This window comes from Paraburkholderia sp. BR10872 (genome assembly GCF_040965835.1).
GTDB lineage: Bacteria > Pseudomonadota > Gammaproteobacteria > Burkholderiales > Burkholderiaceae > Paraburkholderia > Paraburkholderia nodosa_A.
Map to the genome: position 1 here is coordinate 1 of NZ_JBFRCN010000006.1, position 19,396 is coordinate 19,396.

Genomic DNA, 19,396 nt, shown 5'->3' on the forward strand with positions numbered 1-19,396 from the left:
AGGCCGATCACGGGCGCGGCAAGCTCAGTCTGATTCAGGCGCTCGCGAAGCAGCCACAGCAGATGCTCGGCGTCGCGCGAAGGCGATGCCCAGGCGATCGTGAGCGTCGAGGTGCGCGGCGCGTGACGCGAAGCCAGTTCGTGCTCCAGGCGCAGTTCGAAGCCGCTCAACGCCGCGTGCTGCGCGGCCAGCCAGCCGGCCAGCTGCATCACGAGCCGGCGCGCGGCAAAGAGCAGCGCCTCGGCACTCTCCACGCGCGCCTGCAATTCGAGCGACGCGTGAAACGACGGCGGCGCGGCAAACCAGACGCGCGGATCGGGCGCCTCGCCGCGCGCCTGCGCGAGCCAGCCGAGCACGCCGTCGCCGAAACGACGCACAATGCCGTCGCGCGGCAACCGCCGCAAATCGCCGAGCGTCGCGCAGCCGATCTGCGTGAGCGCGTGGTCGTGCTGCGCGGCGAACGGCGCAAGCGTGACCGGCAGTGAGTCGAGCACGCGCGCGAGCGTTGTTTCCTTGAGCACATGCCAGCGGCGCGACGAACGCGTGACGCGCGCCTGCGCGAGCGTCCACGCCCCCCACGCCGTGGGCGCGCACGCCATGCGCGCGGTGTGCCCGCAGCCGGCCACCGTCGCCGCGACCCTGGCGAGCAGCGCACGCACGCCGCCGAACAGACGCAAGCCCGAGCCGACTTCGAGCAGCAGCGTGTGCGACTGCGCGAACGACACCTTGGGCGTATAGGCGAGCAACGCGAGCGCGAGCGCCTCGAACGCGCGGGTCTCGCGCGCCGGATCGGCTTCGAGCAGCACGAGCCCCGGCGCGAGCGCGAGCGCATGCGAGCGCGTGTTGCCGGGCTCGACGCCTGCGCGCAGCGCGTCGAGATCGGCGATCAGGATGCGCGTGTGGTCGGCGAGCGCGTAGCAGCGCGGCGCGCCGGTGACATGGGCATCGACGCTTTCAGGCAGGAGCGGCGTTGACGGCGCCGGCGGCATCAGAGGTCTGACGGCCTCCAGCGGCAACAACGGCAAGGTGACGGCGATCCACAGCATGATTGACCCCGGGCCACGGCATGACGACGGAAGCTGCGTCCGGCTGGGGCAGCACCGCATCCTGCAGCGGCAATGTAATGACGAGTGGCTGGGCGGGCGGCGGCCCGCGGCGCTTGAAAATATCGACAGAGAGCGCGGCGAGCTGCATCCATTGCCGGCGGTTCAGGCTCGCGTCGTCGGGCGGCGGCACCGGCGAGCAGGTCATGCGCAGCGGCGCCGGCGACGACTGGTTGCGCGCGGCGAGCGGCCGCACGAGAAATGCGAGCGCCTGCGAATCCTGGGCGGCGACCTGCAGACGGCGCACGGCGTCGGCGCGCGCCTTCGCCTGCCAGAGCAGCACGGCGCCCATGCCTTCCTGCTTGAGCGCCTGTTCGGCCACCCAGGCGGCTTCGTTTTCGGCCGCGCGCACCCAGATCACGCGATCGAGCGCGAGCCCCCACGCCTTGAGCGCGCAGGCGTATGGGCGCCACGGCGGCGCGACGAGCAGCACGTGCCGGCCCGCCTGCGCGGTGAGCGCGCGCAGCGCCGGCGCGACGAGCCGCATCTCGCCCACGCCGCCCTGCTCGACGAGCAACTCGGTCAGGCTGCCCGAGGGCCACCCGGCGCCGGGGAGCTGGGCGTCGAGCGTCGCGTGGCCGCTCGGTACCGTGCGCTCGCTGGCGCGCGCGAGCTGATCGCCTTGCCACACGCGGCTTTGCAGCCGGGGGGGCAAGTGCGCGGCGAGTTGCGCGGTGGTCTGCGCAGTGGTCTGGGCTGCTGCTGCCATGGTTCGTGGCCTGGTTAATGGGAACGCTTCGCCCTGCCCGGCAAGAAATGGGGCATCGGCAAGAAGGAGGTCGACTCGCCTCCACCTGTATATTTATACAGTATTTTGAGAGATTGGAGGAGGCGGAAATTGGGGGGGCACTTTGCGATCGCCGAGCGGCAACCGGACCGCCGCCGGACGTCGCGCTGACGTCCGGGGCAAACGCCGCTTAATACACGCCGCCAGCCCGATGTGGGCGGTGTGCAATAAGGGCGGCAGAGCTTGTTGCTATCAAGACGCCTGCGCCGACGTCATATCGAGCGCCACGGCTTGCGCCACTTCGATGCCGTCGATGGCCGCCGAGTAGATACCACCGGCATACCCGGCGCCTTCGCCCGCCGGATACAGACCTTCGACGTTCATGCTCTGGTAATTGTCCTTGCGACGAATGCGCAGCGGCGACGACGTGCGCGTCTCCACGCCGGTGAGCACGGCGTCGTGCATCGCGAAGCCTGCGATCTTCCTGTCGATCTGAGGCAGGGCTTCGCGGATGGCTTCGATCACGTAGTCGGGCAGCGCGGTGCTGAGATCGGTCGGGTGCACACCCGGCTTGTAAGACGGCACCACGGAGCCCAGCGACGTCGACGGACGACCGGCGATAAAGTCGCCGACCAGTTGGCCCGGCGCCTGGTAATTGCCGCCGCCGAGTTCGAACGCCCGCTCTTCCCACTTGCGCTGGAAGGCGATGCCCGCGAGCGGACCGCCCGGATAGTCCTCCGGCGTGATGCCGACGACGATGCCCGCATTCGCGTTGCGCTCGGCCCGCGAATACTGGCTCATGCCATTGGTGACCACGCGGCCGGGTTCGGAGGTCGCCGCGACCACCGTGCCGCCCGGGCACATGCAGAAGCTATAGACCGCCCGTCCATTGTTGGCGTGATGCACCACCTTGTAGTCGGCCGCGCCGAGTTGCTTGTGGCCCGCAAACTTGCCGAAACGGCTGCGATCGATCAGCCCCTGCGGATGCTCGATCCGAAAGCCCAGCGAAAACGGCTTGGCTTCCATGAACACGCCGCGATCGTGCAGCATCTGGAACGTGTCGCGGGCGCTGTGGCCGACGGCCAGCACGACGTGGTCGCACGGCAGCGTCTCGCCGTTCGAAAGCTTGAGCGCGCGCACCTTGCCCTGTTCGATCTCGATGTCTTCGACGCGGGTTTCGAAGCGCACTTCACCGCCCAGCTCGTGGATGGTGGCGCGCATTTTTTCCACCATGCTGACGAGACGGAACGTGCCGATGTGCGGCCGGCTCAGATACAGAATGTCTTCCGGCGCGCCCGCCTTGACGAACTCCTCGAGCACCTTGCGGCCGTAGTGGTGCGGATCCTTGATCTGGCTGTACAGCTTGCCGTCGGAAAACGTCCCGGCCCCGCCTTCGCCGAACTGCACGTTGGATTCGGGGTTGAGCACGGACTTGCGCCACAGCCCGAAGGTGTCCTTGGTGCGCTCGCGCACGGCCTTGCCGCGTTCGAGGATGATGGGACGAAAGCCCATCTGCGCGAGGATCAGTCCCGCGAACAGGCCGCATGGCCCCATGCCGATCACCACCGGACGCGGATGCGTCGAGTGCTCGGGCGCCTTGGCGACAAAGCGGTAGGTCATGTCCGGCGTCACCCCGCAATGCGGCTTGCCGGCGATCCGCTTGAGCGCGGCCGCTTCGTCCTTGACTTCGACGTCGACGATATAGGTCAGCTTGATATCCGAGCGCTTGCGTGCGTCGTGCGCACGGCGGAATACGGTGTAACGCACGAGCGCATCCGCCCCCACGCCGAGTTCCGCGAGACGTCCCCGAATCGCGGCTTCAAGTTCGCTTTCGGCGTGGTCGAGGGGGAGTTTGACTTCGGATAAACGTAACATGGCTGCCAGGGTGCGATCGCCACGGGAGTTGTGGCCGATCCGTATTTTATAGGCTCGGTGGCTTTTCAAAGGGAACGCAAGCCGTACGACGAGACGCGAGCGCGTATGACCCAACATGGGAGAAAAAGAAAAAGGGGCTACAGGCCAATGGCGTGTAACCCCTCGGTATTGCTGGTCGGAGCGATAGGATTCGAACCTACGACCCTCTGATCCCAAATCAGATGCGCTACCAGGCTGCGCTACGCTCCGACGAATCAGCGATTGTATCGGCACTGATGCCACGCCGTCAAATCTGAGTGAGCCATAGCGACGAAAAGCGATCCACGTCACGCGCTTGCCGCACACCGGCCTGGCGTGCACCATGACAGGACACGCCGCACGTGCACCCCATACCGCCAAAAAAGGAGACGCCATGCACCTCATCCTCTGGCGCCACGCCGAAGCCGAAGACATCGCCGCCAGCGACCTCTCCCGCCAGCTCACCACACGCGGGCGCAAGCAGGCGCAGAACGTCGCGCGCTGGCTGCGCGCGCGCCTGCCCGACGACGCCGTGATCCTCGCCAGCCCCGCCGCACGCACCATCCAGACCGCCGAGGCGCTCACCGACCAATATCGCGTCGTGCGCGAACTCGCCCCCGATGCGAGCGTCGAGGAGGTGCTGACCGCCGTCGGCTGGCCCAAGGGCCTCGCGTCCACGGTCGTCGTGGTCGGCCATCAGCCCACGCTCGGCGAGGTCGCGGCGCGGCTGCTCTCGGGCGGCGCCGATTCGCGCAGCTGGGCCGTCAAGAAAGCCGGCGTGCTCTGGCTTGCGAGCCGTGAGCGCGACGGCGGCGACCAGGCGGTCCTCCACGCGGCCATCACGCCCGATCTCGTCTAGCCCCGACCCCGCCTGCGTCTGCCCACCGGGCCGCCTGCACGCGGCCCCTACAGCGGTTCAAGCGCGATTCAAGCGCCCTTCAAACGCGCCCGCCGCCCCCCGCCTTTCTAGCCACCTCGTCCGTCTGCCTGACGCCACGTCATCGAATCGTCATTGCGTTTTCATGGAAACGTAACCGCGTATTACTACATTGCCGGAAAAGTTCTCTTACTTCCGACCAGGACGCCCTATGCGAGATCTGCCGACGCCCACCCTGCCGTTCGCCTCGACGCTGTTCGAGTCGAGCCGACGCTTGCCGCGTGCCGAAGAAACGGTCACCGCGCAGCATCGGCTGCAGGTGGCCTGGGCTCGCACCGACGAGGAGCTGCGCGAAGCCCAGCGCCTGCGCTACCGCGTTTTCGCCGAAGAGATGGGCGCACGCCTGACCGGCCCCGCCGGCCTCGACGTCGACGCCTTCGACGCCTACTGCGACCACCTGCTCGTGCGCGACCTCGACACGCTCAAGGTCGTCGGCACCTATCGCGTGCTGCCGCCGCACCAGGCGGCGCGCATCGGCCGCCTCTATGCCGAAAGCGAATTCGACGTCTCGCGCCTCGCGCATCTGCGCCCGAAAATGGTCGAGGTGGGCCGCTCGTGCGTGCATCCCGACTACCGCAGCGGCTCGGTCATCATGTCGCTGTGGGGCGGTCTCGGCGGCTATATGCAGCACAACGGCTACGAGACGATGCTCGGCTGCGCGAGCGTCGCCATGGCTGACGGTGGCCACTACGCGGCGAACCTGTACTGCGCGCTCGGCGCGAACGCGCTGACCGCGCCCGAATACCGCGCGTTCCCGCACACGCCGCTGCCCGTCGAGGAACTGCGCACCGGCACGCCGGCCGTGCCGCCGCCGCTCATCAAGGGCTATCTGCGCCTCGGCGCGAAGATCTGTGGCGCGCCCGCCTGGGACCCCGACTTCAACACCGCCGACTTCCTTACGCTCTTCCGCCTCTCGGAAATCAACGAGCGTTACGCGCGCCACTTCCTCGGCGAAGCTGTCACGCGTTAAAACCTCATCCGCTCCTCAGTGGGCAGGATGAGTCAACAAAAAAAGCCCGGCTCACGAACGAGCCGGGCTTTTTTATCGGCGCAGTCAGACGAGGCGCAGCGCGCTACGCTCACTCTTCCGTATAGACCACGCGATACGGAATGCCGATCTTGCCCCATTCCGCCGCTTCCTGAACGAGGTTGTAATCGGTGAGCGGATTATTCTGGACCCAGGCATTGGGCAGCAGCACTTCGTAGCCGCTGCCCTCCTCCTCCACCTTGATGTGCGGCAGACCGACATCGGCGCGGCGGCGCGTCAGCAGCGCGGCGAGACGCAGACAGAACAGCAGCGTCCATTCCACATCGCGCGTTTGCGAGAGCTTGCCGAGCTTGCCCACGTGGCCGAGCACCAGCGCGGCGAGGCGCGCCTGGTCGGTGCGCGAGAAGCCGGGCATGTCCGCGTTGCTGGCGATGTAGGCCGAATGCTTGTGGTACGCGCTGTGCGAGATGGAAAGCCCGATTTCGTGCAGCGACGCCGCCCACGTGAGGAACATGCGGTTCTCTTCGCGGCGCTCGTCGTCGGGCTCCTCGAACTGATCGTAGAACTTCACGGCCAGCTCGCCAATGCGCCCCGCCTGCGCGCGATCCACGCCGTAGCGGCGCATGAAGCCCTCCACCGTCACCGTACGCATGTCCTCGTGCTGCGAGCGGCCCAGCAGGTCGTAGAGCACGCCCAGGCGCAACGCGCCGTCCGTGGTGTCCACATAGTCGATACCGAGCTCCTCGAACACCGCGATCATGATCGAGAGACCGCCCGCCAGCACCGGGATGCGGTCGGGCTTGAGCGCGACGAGCTTGAGCCGGTTGACGTTCTCGGCCTTGATGAGCGCGCGCTTCAGGCGCTCGAGGCCACCGCGCGAAATGCCGTGCGTGATGCCGGGATCGTTGAAGCCGTTCGCCTCGACGAGTTCCGCGAGCGCGCGCGCCGTACCCGACGAGCCGATCGCCTGGTCCCAGCCGGTCTTGCGGTAGTCGGAGGAAATGATCTGGATTTCACGCGTGGCCGCGAGTTCGGCCTGGCGCATGGTGTACTCGTCGACGTTGCCCGACGGGAAGAACTGGCGGCTATGGCTCACGCAGCCGATATAGAGGCTTTCCATGCGGATCGGCGTGTAGTGCGCGCCGATGATGAACTCGGTCGAGCCGCCGCCGATGTCCACCACGAAGCGCTTGCCCGCGCTCGCCGGCACCGAGTGCGCGGCGCCCGCATAGATGAGGCGCGCTTCTTCGCGCCCCGCGATCACTTCGATCGGGAACCCGAGCGCGGCTTCCGCCTCGGTGAGAAACTCGCGCGCGTTCTTGGCGACACGCAGCGTATTGGTCGCCACCGCGCGCACCTGGTCGGGATGAAAGTCGCGCAGGCGCTCGCCGAAGCGCTTGAGCGCGTCCCAGCCGCGCACCTGCGAGGCGCGGTCGAGCAGTTTGTCCCTCGAGAGGCCGGCCGCGAGGCGCACCGGTTCGCGCAGCGCGTCCACCGGGTAGATCTGGCTGCCGGCATCGGTTTCCTCGACGCGGCCGACGATCAGACGAAAGCTGTTCGAACCGAGATCGACGGCGGCAAGCAGTTGGGGATTGGTGACCATCGAAGGGGCAGGCTCCATGCGTGCATACAGAGACGAACGCGCAGCCATGCGGGCTTGCTGCGCCGCCGCCGCGCTGTCCAAATGCGTCATTTTAAGCGTAGCCGACTTCACCATGTCGCTCCTCGCATTGGTCATGACCATGGGTACTTTTACCCAGCGTGCATGTTCGCAACGCGACTTGTCGATTTCGTGAAAATGCGGCGTAAAATTTATGACACTTCGAAAGTCACAATAAAGTCATATTACTGTGAGAATTTCCGAGCGTCCGTTCGAATCCATTCCTGACATTCCGTTTTCATTGCCGATGTCCATCCGCTATCCCCTACTCAATCGCGAACTGGGCATTCTGGGATTCAATGAGCGCGTGCTCGCACAGGCGTCCGATCCCGCTGTTCCTTTGCTGGAGCGCTTGCGCTTCATCTGTATCACCAGCAGCAACCTCGACGAATTCTTCGAAGTCCGTATGGCCGGGCTTCAGGAGCAGATGCGCGACAACCCGGGCGTGCTCTCGCCCGACGGCATGTCGCTGCAGCACGTGTACGACCTCGTGGTCGAGCGCGCGCAGCGTCTCGTGCATCGCCAGTACCGCATGCTGCACGACACCGTGCTGCCCGCGCTCGAACAGGAAGGCATCTACTTCCACGGCACCGACGCCTGGAACGAAGCGCAAACCGCATGGGCGCGCAAATACTTCTTCGACGAACTGCTGCCCGTTCTCACGCCCATCGGGCTCGATCCCGCGCACCCGTTCCCGCGCGTGCTCAACAAGAGTCTGAACTTCGTGGTCGAACTCGAAGGCAAGGACGCTTTCGGGCGGCAGGCCGTCATGGGCATCGTGCAGGCGCCGCGCGCGCTGCCGCGCCTCGTGCGCATGCCGCAGGAGCTTTCCGGCTTCCAGCACGGCTTCGTGCTGCTCGGCTCGCTCTTGCAGCGCTTCGTGGGCGAGCTGTTCCCGAGCCTCGTCGTGCGCAGCTGCAACCAGTTCCGCATCACGCGCAACAGTGAACTCTTCGTCGACGAAGACGAAATCACCAACCTGCGCGTGGCGCTGCAGGGCGAACTGCCCGCGCGGCACCTCGGCAATGCGGTGCGTCTCGAAGTGTCGGCGGAAACGCCCCCGCATCTCGTGAAGCGCCTGCTCGACGAAAGCGGCCTCGACGAAAAGGACTGCTATTTCGTCGATGGCCCCGTGAATCTCGTACGGCTCATGCAGCTACCCGAGATGGTCGATCGCCCCGACCTCAAGTTCGTGCCGCACGTGCCCGCGATTCCGCGCCGCATTGCCGCGAACAGCAACATGTTCGACGTGATCGATCAGGGCGACGTGCTCCTGCATCATCCGTACGAGAGCTTCCAGCCCGTGCTCGAACTACTGCTGCAGGCCGCGAACGACCCGAACGTCGTCGCTATCAAGCAGACGATCTACCGCACCGGCACCGACTCGCCGCTCATGGACGCGCTCATGCAGGCCGCGCGCAACGGCAAGGAAGTGACGGTGGTGGTGGAGCTGCTCGCGCGCTTCGACGAAGAGACCAACATCAACTGGGCGGCGCAGCTCGAAGCCGTGGGCGCGCACGTGGTGTACGGCGTGGTGGGCCACAAGTGCCACGCCAAGATGATGCTGATCGTGCGCCGCGTGCCCGTGAACGGGCGCATGGTGCTGCGCCGCTACGTGCACCTGGGCACGGGCAACTACCACCCGCGCACGGCACGCCTCTATACCGACTTCGGCCTCATGACCTCGGAGCCGAAGATGTGCGAGGACGTGCACCACGTCTTCCAGCAGCTCACCGGCATCGGTGGCGAGCTGCAGCTGCACGATCTGTGGCAGTCGCCGTTCACGCTGCATCCGAAGATGATCGAGGCGATCCGCAACGAAGCCGATGCCGCGCGCGCGGGCAAGAAGGCGCGCATCGTCGCGAAGATGAACGCGCTGCTCGAGCCGACCGTGATCGACGAGTTGTACGAAGCATCGCAGGCCGGCGTGAAGATCGATCTGATCATCCGTGGCGTGTGCTCGTTGCAGCCCGGCGTGCCGGGGCTGTCCGAGAACATCACCGTGCGCTCGATCGTCGGGCGTTTCCTCGAGCACCACCGCATCTACTACTTCTATGCGGGCGGTAAGGAAGACGTCTATCTGTCGAGCGCGGACTGGATGGATCGCAACCTGTTCCGCCGCGTCGAAGTGGCGTTCCCGATTCACGACCGCAGACTCAAGCGCCGCGTGATCGCCGAAGGGCTTTCCACCTTCCTCGGCGACAATCAATCGGCGTGGCTCATGCAAAGCGACGGCCACTATCGCCGCCGCCGCGCGGGCAAGGCCGTGCGCAATGCGCAGTTGAGCTTGCTGGCGAAGTTCTGTCCGTGATGCCTTGACGGAGCAATAACGCCGAACGCAAAAAAGCCGCTTCGAATGAAGCGGCTTTTTCAATTGCGGCGGCGCTTCGTTACGCCGGCGCCGGCTGCCGTCTCGTCGTGCGCGCGGCCGGGAAGCGCACCGTGAACGTGCTGCCCCGCCCTTCCTCGCTCTTCACTTCGAGCGCCGCGTCGTGACGCTGCAGCACGTGCTTGACGATCGCGAGACCCAGTCCCGTGCCGCCCGTATCGCGCGAGCGGCTGCGGTCCACACGATAGAAGCGCTCGGTCAGGCGCGGAATATCGGCGGCCGGAATGCCGAGGCCGCTGTCGGTGACCGCGAAGACCGCGCTGCCGTGTTCTGCGCGCCACGACAGATGCACCGTCCCGCCGTCCGGCGTGTAGCGCACCGCGTTGGTCGCCAGATTGCCGAGCGCGCTCATGATCTCGGTTTCGGAACCGGTGACGCTCAGTCCGTCGTCGAAATCGGCCGTGATGCGGTGACGCCCACCCGAAAGGCTTTCGGCGTCCTCGCGCACGTGCCCGAGCACCGCGCGCATATCGACCATGTGGTCGCCGGGCTGGCGCCCCTCGCCTTCGAGCTTGGCGAGCACGAGCAGGTCGGTGACGATGTGGCGCATGCGCGAGGCCTGTTGCTCCATCAGCTCCAGGTAGCGATTGCGCTCGGCTTCGCCAAGCGGCAGCTCGCGCATCGTCTCGAGGAAGCCCGAGAGCACCGTGATCGGCGTTTTCAGCTCGTGCGAGACGTTGGCCACGAAGTCGCGCCGCATGGCGTCGGTGCGCTCGAGTTCGGTGATGTCCTGCGACAGGATGAGCTTGCGGTTCTCGCCGTACGGAAACACCTGCACCGAGATCACGTTCTGACGCTTCGCGCCCATGCCGCGCATGATCAGCATATCCTTGTAATCGTGCGAATTGAGGTAGCGCACGAAGTCGGGCTGACGCACGAGATGCGTGATGTGCTGGCGCAGGTCGCGCCTCGCATCGAGGCCGAAGTGAACTTCCGAGATCGCGTTGCACCACTCGATCTGGTCGTGGTCGTCGAGCATGGCGACGCCGTTGGGCGACGCCTGGATCGCCTGGATGAAGCGCGAATGCTGCTGCTCCACCTGGCGCACCTGAGCATGCCAACGCTTCGCGAGCTTATGCAGACGGTAGTAGATTTCGCCCCAGATGCCGGGAGCGCTCGGCACTTCGCCGTAGACCGGCGCGTCGAGCAGGCGCCACAGACGCTGCTTGTGAAACGTGCTGAAGAGCATTTGCGCGAGCAGCGCCAGCACGGCGATGCTCAGCGCGATCTTGACGCCGAAAATCGCGCCAACGCCCGCGCACATGAGCGCGAGCAACACGATCGATACGAGGGAGCGCGCCCAGATGATGTTCATGTTCCTGCGATCGAAGATAAATACGGTCGGATGCGGGCACGCGACATCGAGTGACTACCGCGCGAATACCGGCGGCAGTGAAACGGTCGCGCCGCCCGGTGAGTCACCCTGCGGCGCGGCCATGGGTCCAGCTCAGGCGCTCTTGGCGAGACGGTAGCCGCTGCCGCGCACCGTTTCGATCATAGCATCGCACCCTGCCGGCTTGAGCGCGGCGCGCAGACGCTTGATATGCACGTCCACCGTGCGCTCTTCCACGAACACGTGATCGCCCCATACCTGGTCGAGCAGTTGCGTACGGCTATGCACGCGCTCCGGATGCGTCATGAAGAAGTGCAGCAGGCGGAATTCGGTCGGGCCGAGATCGAGCTTGATTTCCGAGCCTTCGGCGGCGGCCGCCACGCGGTGCGTGGCCGGATCGAGCTTCAGACCGTTGATCGCCACCACGTCTTCCGTGAGCTGCGGCGCACGGCGGCGCAGCACCGCCTTGATGCGCGCCATCAGCTCCTTGGGCGAAAACGGCTTAGTCACGTAATCGTCAGCGCCGATTTCGAGGCCGAGCACCTTGTCCTGCTCGTCGCCGCGCGCGGTCAGCATGATGATCGGAATATGCTTCGTGCGTTCGTTGTTGCGCAAGTCGCGCGCGAAGTTCACACCCGACTTGCCCGGCAACATCCAGTCCAGCAGGATGAGATCGGGCAGCACGTCGCTGATCAGGTTTTGCGCCTGCTCCGCGTTGTAGGCGCGGATCGGGCAGTGGCCTGCGTGCTGCAGGTTCACCGAAATCAGCTCGGAAATGGCGGGCTCATCTTCGATGACGAGAATGCTGCTAGGCATCGGCACCTCTTGACCTTGTTACCTATGGAGTGAATTAGCTGAGCGCTTCGCGTTCGAGCGCGTCGCGCGACTTGTGGCGCACGTCGGTGCCCTTCACGATGTAGATGATGAACTCCGCGATGTTCTTCGCGTGGTCGCCGATCCGCTCGATCGCCTTGGCGATGAACAGATAGTCGAGGCCCACCGAAATCGTGCGCGGATCTTCCATCATGTAGCTCACGAGTTTGCGCACGAACGCGCGGAATTCCTCGTCGATCGCCTTGTCGTCGCGCACGATCTGCGCGGCGGCCACGGTGTCGAGACGCGCGAACGCGTCGAGCGCGCGGCGCAGGATCGACACGGCCATTTCGCCCGAGACCTTGATCTCGGCGATGTTGACCGCGCGCGAAGCGCCGTCTTCCATCAGGCGTTTGGTGCGCTTGGCGATCTTCTCGGCTTCGTCGCCGGCGCGCTCGAGGTTCGTGATGGTCTTCGAAATGGCGAGCACGAGGCGCAGGTCGCGCGCGGCCGGCTGGCGGCGCGCGATGATGTTGCTGCACTCCTCGTCGATCTCGACTTCCATCGTGTTGAGGCGGTCTTCGGCGGCGATCACGCGCTCGGCGGCGGCGCCGTCGAACTCGTTCAATGCCTGCATTGCCGTGATGATCTGCGATTCGACGAGGCCGCCCATTTCGAGCACCTTCGACGAAATGAGGTTCAAATCGGCGTCGAACTGGCTGGACAAGTGTTTGTCGGACATGATTTGCTCCCTGCTCCGATTAGCCGAAGCGGCCGGTGATGTAGTCTTCCGTTTCCTTGCGGACCGGCTTGATGAAGATCTTTTCGGTGTCACCGAATTCGATCAGCTCACCAAGGTACATGTAAGCAGTGTAGTCCGAGCAACGCGCGGCCTGCTGCATGTTATGGGTGACGATCACCACCGTGTAATCGCTCTTGAGTTCCGCGATCAGCTCTTCGATGCGGCCGGTGGAAATGGGGTCGAGCGCCGAGCACGGCTCATCGAGCAGCAGCACTTCGGGGCGGATCGCAATGCCGCGCGCGATGCATAGGCGCTGCTGCTGGCCGCCCGAGAGGCCGTAGCCGCTCTGGCCGAGCTTGTCCTTCACTTCGTTCCAGAGCGCGGCCTTGGTGAGCGCCCATTCGACGCGGTCATCCATTTCCGGGCGCGAGAGCTTCTCGAACATCTTCACGCCGAACGCGATGTTGTCGTAAATCGACATCGGGAACGGGGTCGGCTTCTGGAACACCATGCCGATACGCGCACGCAAAAGCGAGATGTCGCGCCTGGTCGTCAGCAGGTTCTCGCCGTCCATGACGATTTCGCCCTCGGCGCGCTGCTCCGGATAGAGCGCGAACATCTTGTTGAAGGTGCGCAGGAGCGTGGACTTGCCGCAGCCCGACGGGCCGATGAACGCCGTCACCTTGCCTTCGGGAATCTGCAGGTTGATGTTCTTCAGCGCGTGATACTTACCGTAGAAGAAGTTCAGGTCCTTCACTTCGATCTTCGGCTTGCCCAGCGCCGGCAGGCGTGCGTTCTGGGCGGGATCCGCAGGTTCAAACCCAGCGGAGGGCGCATTGCCGTGCGCAGCGGTGTTGAGGTGACTCTCAGCCATGTTCATCGGGAACTCCGCCCTTGCTTACTTGTTCGAAAAGATCGTGCGCGCGAGGATATTCAGACCCAGCACGCCGAGCGTGATCAGGAAAACGCCGGCCCACGCAAGCGACTGCCACTGCGCAAACGGGCTCATCGCAAACTTGAAGATCGTGACCGGCAGGTTCGCGATCGGTTGATTCATGTTCGCGGTGAAGAACTGGTTCGACAGCGCGGTGAAGAGCAGCGGCGCGGTTTCGCCGGCGATACGCGCAACCGCCAGCAGCACGCCCGTCACGATACCGGCGATCGAAGCCTTCAGCGTGATCGACATCACCATCTTCCACTTCGGCGTGCCGAGCGCGAATGCCGCTTCACGCAGGTTGTTCGGCACGAGCTTGAGCATGTTCTCGGTCGTGCGAATCACGATCGGAACCTGCAGGAGCGCCAGCGCAATCGCGCCGGCCCAGCCGCTGAAGTGCCCCATCTTCGCCACGACGAGCGCGTACACGAACAGGCCCACGACGATCGAAGGCGCCGACAGCAGAATGTCGTTGATGAAGCGCGTGACGCCCGCGAGCCAGCCCTTCTGGCCATATTCCGCGAGATAGATGCCCGCGAGAATGCCGATCGGCGTGCCGACGAACGTTGCGATCGCAACGAGCATCAAGCTGCCGACGATGGCGTTGGCGAGACCGCCGCCGTCGGTGTTCGGCGGCGGCGTGGACTGCGTGAACAGTTCCACCGAAAGGCCGCCGATCCCAAGCGAGAGCGTCGTGTAGAGAATCCACACGAGCCAGATCAGGCCGAACACCATCGCAGCGAGCGAGCACGTGAGCGCGATCGCATTGGTCACGCGGCGGCGACGCTGCAGCTTGTCGCGCATGCGCTCCAGTTCGGGGCCGTAAATCGCGCCCGGAATTTTCATCATCGGTTCGCTCATCGCGCACCCTCCGCTTTTTCAAGGCGCAGCAACATGAGCTTCGAGATCGACAGCACGATGAAGGTGATCACGAAAAGGATCAGGCCGAGTTCCATCAGCGCGGCGGTGTGCAGGCCCGGGCTCGCTTCCGCGAACTCGTTGGCGAGCGCCGAGGTGATGCTGTTGCCCGGTGAAAAGAGCGACACGTTGTCGAGCAGGTTCGTATTGCCGATCACGAACGTGACGGCCATCGTCTCGCCGAGCGCTCGGCCGAGACCCAGCATCACGCCGCCGATCACGCCGGTCTTGGTGAACGGCAGCACGATCTTCCACATCACTTCCCATGTCGTGCAGCCAATGCCGTAAGCCGACTCCTTGAGCAGTACGGGCGTGACTTCGAACACGTCGCGCATGACCGAAGCGATATACGGAATGATCATGATCGCGAGAATCACGCCGGCGCACAGAATGCCGATGCCGATGGGCGCGCCCTGGAACAGCGCGCCGACGATCGGCATGCCGCCGAGCAGCGAGCCGAGCGGCTTTTCGAACCACTGCGCGAAGATCGGCGCAAAGACGAGCAGACCCCACATACCGTAGACGATCGACGGGATCGCGGCGAGCAGTTCGATGGCGATGCCGAGCGGACGGCGCAGCCACGCCGGCGAAAGCTCCGTGAGGAACAGCGCAATGCCGAAGCTCACCGGCACGGCGATGATGAGCGCGATGATCGAGGTGGCGATCGTGCCGTAGATGGGCACGAGCGCGCCGAACTGCTCGCTGGGTGGATCCCAGTCGGCAGTCCAGAGGAATGCGAAACCGAATTTCTGGATCGTCGGCAACGAGGCGACGATCAGTGACACGATGATGCCGCCGAGCAACAACAACGTGACGATGGCGGCGAGGCGTGCGAGGCCGCCAAAAATGATGTCCCCTGCCGGGCTGGGCGCTTTTTGCTGCGCGGCGTTGCCGGGCGGGTTCGACACGAGCGGGACGTCGGACATGGTGACCTGGGTTCCAGTTGCCGCGAGCGCGGGCTCACGACGTTGATGCAGCCGTGGGACTGCAGATCGCCCGACTTCCGGCCGTTAATACTGACGACTCAGCCGGAAGGCGGACGGCACATCTTGGACAGCGCGGATTCAGGCAAGCCACAAGCGAACAGGCCGCGCGCGTCACGCGGCGGCCTTTTTTTACACTTGCCTGACGCCCTGCTTACTCGGCGACCGGCTTGCCGCTCGCGTCCTTGACCTTCTCCTTCCACTGCGACTTGATTTCGCTCACGACCGACTGCGGCAGCGAGATGTAGTCGAGGCTGTCAGCAGCCGGCGTACCGTTCTTGAAGGCCCAGTCGAAGAACTTGAGCGTTTCCTTGCCCTGGTCCGGCTTGTCCTGTGCCGTGTGCAGCAGCACGAAGGTCGCGCCGACGACCGGCCATGCGTCCTTGCCCGGCTCGTTCGTGAGGATCTGGTAGAACGACTTCTTCCAGTCCGCGCCAGCGGCCGCTGCCTTGAACGTTTCGGTGTCCGGCTGAACCACAGTGCCCGCCTCGTTCTTCATGGCAGTGTAGACCATGTGATTTTGCTTGGCGTACGCCCACTCGACGTAGCCGATCGCGCCCGGCAGACGCTGCACGAAGGCTGCGACGCCGTCGTTGCCCTTGCCGCCCGTACCCGTCGGCCAGTTCACGGTCGTGCCTTCGCCGACCTTGCTCTTCCAGTCGGGGTTGACCTTCGACAGGTAGTTCGTCCAGATGAAGCTGGTGCCCGAACCATCGGCGCGGCGGACCACGGCGATGTCGAGATCAGGCAGCTTGACCTTCGGGTTCAGGGCGACGATGGCCGGATCGTTCCACTTCTTGATCTTGCCGAGGTAGATATCGCCGAGCACCGGGCCCGACAGGGTGATCTCGCCCGGCTTCACGCCCGGCACGTTGATCGCCGGCACGACGCCGCCGACCACCGTCGGGAACTGGAACAGGCCTTCCTTGGCCAGATCCTCGTCCTTCAGCGGAGCGTCCGAGCCCGCGAAGTCAACGGTCTTGGCCTGAATCTGCTTGATGCCGCCCGACGAACCAATACCTTGGTAGTTCACCTTGCCGCCGCCCGCCTTTTGATAGGCATCCGCCCATTTCGTATAGATCGGTGCTGCGAAGGTGCTGCCCGCGCCGGTGATGTCAGCAGCCTGCGCTGCGATCGCGAAGAGCGCGCCAGCAACGCCAGCGAGCGCGGTTTGCATCAATTTCATGAGACCTCCAGTGTGTGAGCGGATGAACGACACCGCGAAGCTTAGGGGGTCTCTGTGACAGTACTGTGACGATTCATGAAGCGAACGTGACAGTTCGATTACTGGCTGAAAGGCGCGTGGATATGCGTTTTGGGCGACTTTGCAGGCGCGGTTGCGACATGGCCTGCACGTGCCTGGATAGCTGAAAAGCCCGCCAGGCGGGAGTTTGGCGGATGCTGAGGGTCGCATGAAAAAATTCGAGGATTTCCTCAAAAATGGTTTGCAAACCGTTATGCGATTGTTTTAAACGTTTGCCTGCTTCCCTTGTGACGCCGAATAAATCGCAAAAAAATGAGCACGACGGCGGATTGCAACGTCGTGCTCATCGGTTGGGCGCAATCGTGATTCAGTCGCGCGACTTGCGCGACTGAATCGTCGGCGATCACGCGATCGAACGCTTCACCACGCTGGCGATCGCCTCGGCGTAATGCATCGTGTCGCGCTCCTCGCGGGCTTCGACCATCACACGCAGGACCGGCTCCGTCCCTGAGGCGCGAATCAACACACGGCCCTTGCCCTTTAATTCCGCCTCGGCGGAAGCGATCGATTGCTGGATCTCGGCGTTGCCCTTCCAGTCGGCGCCCTGCGCGATGCGCACGTTGATGAGCTTCTGCGGAAACAGCTTCACGCCGTCGAGCAGCTGCGCGATCGTCTTGCCGCTGCGCTTCATCGCCGCGAGCACGAGCAGCGCCGAGACGATGCCGTCGCCGGTGGTGTGGCGGTCGAGCGAAAGAATGTGGCCCGAGCCTTCCGCGCCGAGCTGCCAGCCGCGCTCGCGAAGTTGCTCCAGCACGTAGCGGTCGCCCACGTTCGCGCGCACCAGCTGCACGCCGAGGCCCTCGAGCGCCTGCTCGACCGCGAGATTGGTCATGAGCGTGCCAACTGCGCCTTCCACTTTGCCGTCGGTCGCGATGCGGTCCTTCACGAGCACATAGAGCAGCTCGTCACCGTTGTAGAGGCGGCCCTGGGCATCGACGATCTGGAGACGGTCGGCGTCGCCGTCGAGCGCGATGCCGAGGTCCGCATGATTCGCACGCACGGCGCGCACGAGCGCATCGGGCGCGGTCGCGCCCACGCCGTCGTTGATGTTGAAGCCGTTCGGCGACACACCGATCGGAATCACATCCGCGCCCAGCTCGTGGAACACGTGCGGCGCGATGTCATAGGCCGCACCGTTGGCGCAATCGATCACGAGCTTCAGGCCGCGCAGATTGAACGCCTGCGGGAACGTGCTCTTGCAGAACTCGATATAGCGCCCACCCGCGTCGTGCAGGCGGCGTGCGCGGCCAAGCTGTTCGGACGGCGCGCAGGCGAGCGGCTGCTCGAGCTGCTCCTCGATCAGCGTCTCCACTTCGTCGGGGAGCTTGTTGCCGTCGGCGGAGAAGAACTTGATGCCGTTGTCGTAGTAGGGATTGTGCGACGCGCTGATCACGACGCCCGCGGCCAGCCGCAGCGCACGCGTGAGATAGGCGATGCCTGGCGTCGTCATTGGCCCGGCCAGCATCACGTCGATGCCCGCAGCCGAGAGCCCCGCTTCCAGGGAGGCTTCGAGCATATAGCCCGAAATACGCGTGTCCTTGCCGATCAGCACGGACGGGCGCGGCCCGGATGCCGCTGCCGACCCCGCGAGCACCTTGCCCGCGGCATAGCCTAGCCGAAGCACGAAATCGGGCGTGATCGGCGCCTCGCCGACCTTGCCACGCACTCCATCAGTTCCGAAATAACGACGTCCCATCTTTCTACCCCTCGGTTTGGTGCTGCTTTGTCCTGTATTGTGGCGCCCGGAGCCGCTCCGGCGCACTTCGCGCCGGTCAGCGTTGCGCCGGGCAAACGCTCAGCCTTGTGTAGCCGACGTAGCGGCGGACATCGCGTCGCGCATCGCCGCCCAGACTTTGAGCGCGTCCACGGTGGGCGCCACGTCGTGCACGCGAATGATCGCCGCACCGCGCTCTGCCGCGCACACGGCCGCCCCCACGCTCGCCGCCACGCGTTCGGGCGCGGGCCGGTTCACGAGCGCGCCGAGCATCGACTTGCGCGACATGCCGGCCAGGATCGGATACGGTGCGAGGCCTGCCGCAACCTCTGGCGCCGTCTCGGGCAGGTGCGCGAGCAGCGCGTAATTGTGCTCGACCACCGACTTGCCGAAGCCGAAGCCCGGGTCCACGCTGATGCGCGCCTTCGCCACGCCTGCCGCTTCGAGTTCGGCGCAACGCTGGGCAAGAAACTCGCGCACCTCACGCACAACATTCACGTAGTCGGGCTCGCCCAGCTGCATCGTCTGCGGCTCGCCGAGCATGTGCATCACGCACAGCCCGCAGTTGCTCTCGCGCACGGCCTCGATCGCGCCGGGCATGCGGAATCCCCAGATATCGTTGATCATGTCTGCGCCTGCCGCGAGCGCCGCGCGCATGACCTCGGGCTTGTACGTGTCGATCGACAGCGGCACGTTCGCACCCTTGAGCTTTTCCACCAGCGGAATCACGCGTTCGAGTTCCTCGTCGAGCGGCACAGGCGGCGCACCCGGGCGCGTCGATTCGCCGCCGATGTCGATGATATCGGCGCCGTCTAGCATCATCTGCTCGGCGCGGCGCAAGGCGTCGCCGAAAGCGATATAGCGACCGCCGTCGGAAAACGAGTCGGGTGTTGTGTTGAGGATGCCCATGACGAGCGGACGCTCGAACGTCAGCGTGAAACGACCGCACGCGAGCGGTTCAGGTGGCAGACTACCTTGCGAGGAGATGTTGGGCACGT

The 19,396-nt window shown here is 65.0% G+C and carries 16 protein-coding genes and 1 tRNA gene; 3 read left to right on the forward strand and 14 right to left on the reverse strand.

The annotated features are described in order from the left end of the window. From AB4Y43_RS06685 to AB4Y43_RS06700, 4 genes are all read right to left on the reverse strand, one after another. A partial coding sequence (locus AB4Y43_RS06685; protein ID WP_368727293.1) for a DNA polymerase Y family protein occupies window positions 1-1,046 on the reverse strand: 1,046 nt, incomplete at its 3' end. Then, window positions 955-1,812, reverse strand: a complete 858-nt coding sequence (imuA, locus tag AB4Y43_RS06690) for a translesion DNA synthesis-associated protein ImuA (protein WP_368727294.1) — start codon at window positions 1,810-1,812, stop codon at window positions 955-957. The genes imuA and AB4Y43_RS06685, both read right to left, overlap by 92 nt. A 270-nt stretch (window positions 1,813-2,082) precedes the next feature. After that, window positions 2,083-3,705, reverse strand: a complete 1,623-nt coding sequence (locus AB4Y43_RS06695) for an NAD(P)/FAD-dependent oxidoreductase (protein ID WP_342945468.1) — start codon at window positions 3,703-3,705, stop codon at window positions 2,083-2,085. A gap of 172 nt (window positions 3,706-3,877) precedes the next feature. Beyond that, window positions 3,878-3,954, reverse strand: a tRNA-Pro gene (locus AB4Y43_RS06700). A gap of 163 nt (window positions 3,955-4,117) precedes the next feature. Here AB4Y43_RS06700 and sixA point away from each other — a divergent pair. Together sixA and AB4Y43_RS06710 are read left to right on the forward strand one after the other, a co-directional pair. Beyond that, entirely contained in the window at window positions 4,118-4,582 is a 465-nt protein-coding gene (sixA, locus tag AB4Y43_RS06705) for a phosphohistidine phosphatase SixA (RefSeq protein WP_368616064.1), read from the forward strand. 229 nt (window positions 4,583-4,811) lie between these two features. Further along, window positions 4,812-5,630 carry a GNAT family N-acetyltransferase gene (locus AB4Y43_RS06710; protein WP_368616063.1) on the forward strand — a complete coding sequence of 273 codons (819 nt, stop codon included), beginning with the start codon at window positions 4,812-4,814 and terminating at the stop codon, window positions 5,628-5,630. A gap of 109 nt (window positions 5,631-5,739) precedes the next feature. On the opposite strand, the gene ppx is transcribed toward AB4Y43_RS06710, so the two are convergent. After that, entirely contained in the window at window positions 5,740-7,362 is a 1,623-nt protein-coding gene (gene ppx / locus AB4Y43_RS06715) for an exopolyphosphatase (RefSeq protein ID WP_342945989.1), read from the reverse strand. Window positions 7,363-7,555: 193 nt separating this feature from the next. Between ppx and ppk1 the strand changes: the two genes are divergently transcribed. Beyond that, window positions 7,556-9,619 (forward strand): polyphosphate kinase 1, encoded by a 2,064-nt coding sequence (ppk1, locus tag AB4Y43_RS06720; RefSeq protein WP_069262532.1) that lies wholly within the window; start codon window positions 7,556-7,558, stop codon window positions 9,617-9,619. Between the two features lie 79 nt (window positions 9,620-9,698). Here ppk1 and phoR read toward each other — a convergent pair whose 3' ends face one another. The 9 genes from phoR to folP form a co-directional block, all read right to left on the reverse strand. Then, on the reverse strand, window positions 9,699-11,012 hold the full coding sequence (gene phoR / locus AB4Y43_RS06725; RefSeq protein WP_069262533.1) for a phosphate regulon sensor histidine kinase PhoR: 1,314 nt from the start codon (window positions 11,010-11,012) through the stop codon (window positions 9,699-9,701). A gap of 132 nt (window positions 11,013-11,144) precedes the next feature. After that, window positions 11,145-11,846 (reverse strand): phosphate regulon transcriptional regulator PhoB, encoded by a 702-nt coding sequence (gene phoB / locus AB4Y43_RS06730; RefSeq protein WP_042261377.1) that lies wholly within the window; start codon window positions 11,844-11,846, stop codon window positions 11,145-11,147. Between the two features lie 34 nt (window positions 11,847-11,880). After that, window positions 11,881-12,585 (reverse strand): phosphate signaling complex protein PhoU, encoded by a 705-nt coding sequence (gene phoU, locus AB4Y43_RS06735; RefSeq protein WP_069262534.1) that lies wholly within the window; start codon window positions 12,583-12,585, stop codon window positions 11,881-11,883. Between the two features lie 19 nt (window positions 12,586-12,604). Then, window positions 12,605-13,465, reverse strand: coding sequence for a phosphate ABC transporter ATP-binding protein PstB (gene pstB / locus AB4Y43_RS06740; protein WP_342945466.1), 861 nt, complete (start codon window positions 13,463-13,465; stop codon window positions 12,605-12,607). 18 nt (window positions 13,466-13,483) lie between these two features. Then, entirely contained in the window at window positions 13,484-14,380 is an 897-nt protein-coding gene (gene pstA / locus AB4Y43_RS06745; protein ID WP_342945465.1) for a phosphate ABC transporter permease PstA, read from the reverse strand. Then, window positions 14,377-15,363 carry a phosphate ABC transporter permease PstC gene (pstC, locus tag AB4Y43_RS06750; RefSeq protein WP_069262537.1) on the reverse strand — a complete coding sequence of 329 codons (987 nt, stop codon included), beginning with the start codon at window positions 15,361-15,363 and terminating at the stop codon, window positions 14,377-14,379. The genes pstA and pstC overlap by 4 nt, the downstream gene beginning before the upstream one ends. 211 nt (window positions 15,364-15,574) lie before the next feature. Beyond that, complete coding sequence (gene pstS / locus AB4Y43_RS06755) at window positions 15,575-16,606, reverse strand: phosphate ABC transporter substrate-binding protein PstS (protein WP_069262538.1); 1,032 nt, start codon at window positions 16,604-16,606, stop codon at window positions 15,575-15,577. Window positions 16,607-17,027: 421 nt separating this feature from the next. Continuing rightward, window positions 17,028-18,380, reverse strand: a complete 1,353-nt coding sequence (glmM, locus tag AB4Y43_RS06760; protein ID WP_342945464.1) for a phosphoglucosamine mutase — start codon at window positions 18,378-18,380, stop codon at window positions 17,028-17,030. Between the two features lie 99 nt (window positions 18,381-18,479). Beyond that, window positions 18,480-19,385 carry a dihydropteroate synthase gene (gene folP, locus AB4Y43_RS06765; protein ID WP_141710609.1) on the reverse strand — a complete coding sequence of 302 codons (906 nt, stop codon included), beginning with the start codon at window positions 19,383-19,385 and terminating at the stop codon, window positions 18,480-18,482. Window positions 19,386-19,396: the final 11 nt, after the last annotated feature.

Coding starts and splice junctions, on each gene's coding strand:
- imuA (WP_368727294.1), bottom strand. CDS start 1,812: ATGGCAGCAGCAGCCCAGACCACTGCGCAGACCACCGCGCAACTCGCC.
- AB4Y43_RS06695 (WP_342945468.1), bottom strand. CDS start 3,705: ATGTTACGTTTATCCGAAGTCAAACTCCCCCTCGACCACGCCGAAAGC.
- sixA (WP_368616064.1), top strand. CDS start 4,118: ATGCACCTCATCCTCTGGCGCCACGCCGAAGCCGAAGACATCGCCGCC.
- AB4Y43_RS06710 (WP_368616063.1), top strand. CDS start 4,812: ATGCGAGATCTGCCGACGCCCACCCTGCCGTTCGCCTCGACGCTGTTC.
- ppk1 (WP_069262532.1), top strand. CDS start 7,556: ATGTCCATCCGCTATCCCCTACTCAATCGCGAACTGGGCATTCTGGGA.
- phoR (WP_069262533.1), bottom strand. CDS start 11,012: ATGAACATCATCTGGGCGCGCTCCCTCGTATCGATCGTGTTGCTCGCG.
- phoB (WP_042261377.1), bottom strand. CDS start 11,846: ATGCCTAGCAGCATTCTCGTCATCGAAGATGAGCCCGCCATTTCCGAG.
- phoU (WP_069262534.1), bottom strand. CDS start 12,585: ATGTCCGACAAACACTTGTCCAGCCAGTTCGACGCCGATTTGAACCTC.
- pstB (WP_342945466.1), bottom strand. CDS start 13,465: ATGAACATGGCTGAGAGTCACCTCAACACCGCTGCGCACGGCAATGCG.
- pstA (WP_342945465.1), bottom strand. CDS start 14,380: ATGAGCGAACCGATGATGAAAATTCCGGGCGCGATTTACGGCCCCGAA.
- pstC (WP_069262537.1), bottom strand. CDS start 15,363: ATGTCCGACGTCCCGCTCGTGTCGAACCCGCCCGGCAACGCCGCGCAG.
- pstS (WP_069262538.1), bottom strand. CDS start 16,606: ATGAAATTGATGCAAACCGCGCTCGCTGGCGTTGCTGGCGCGCTCTTC.
- glmM (WP_342945464.1), bottom strand. CDS start 18,380: ATGGGACGTCGTTATTTCGGAACTGATGGAGTGCGTGGCAAGGTCGGC.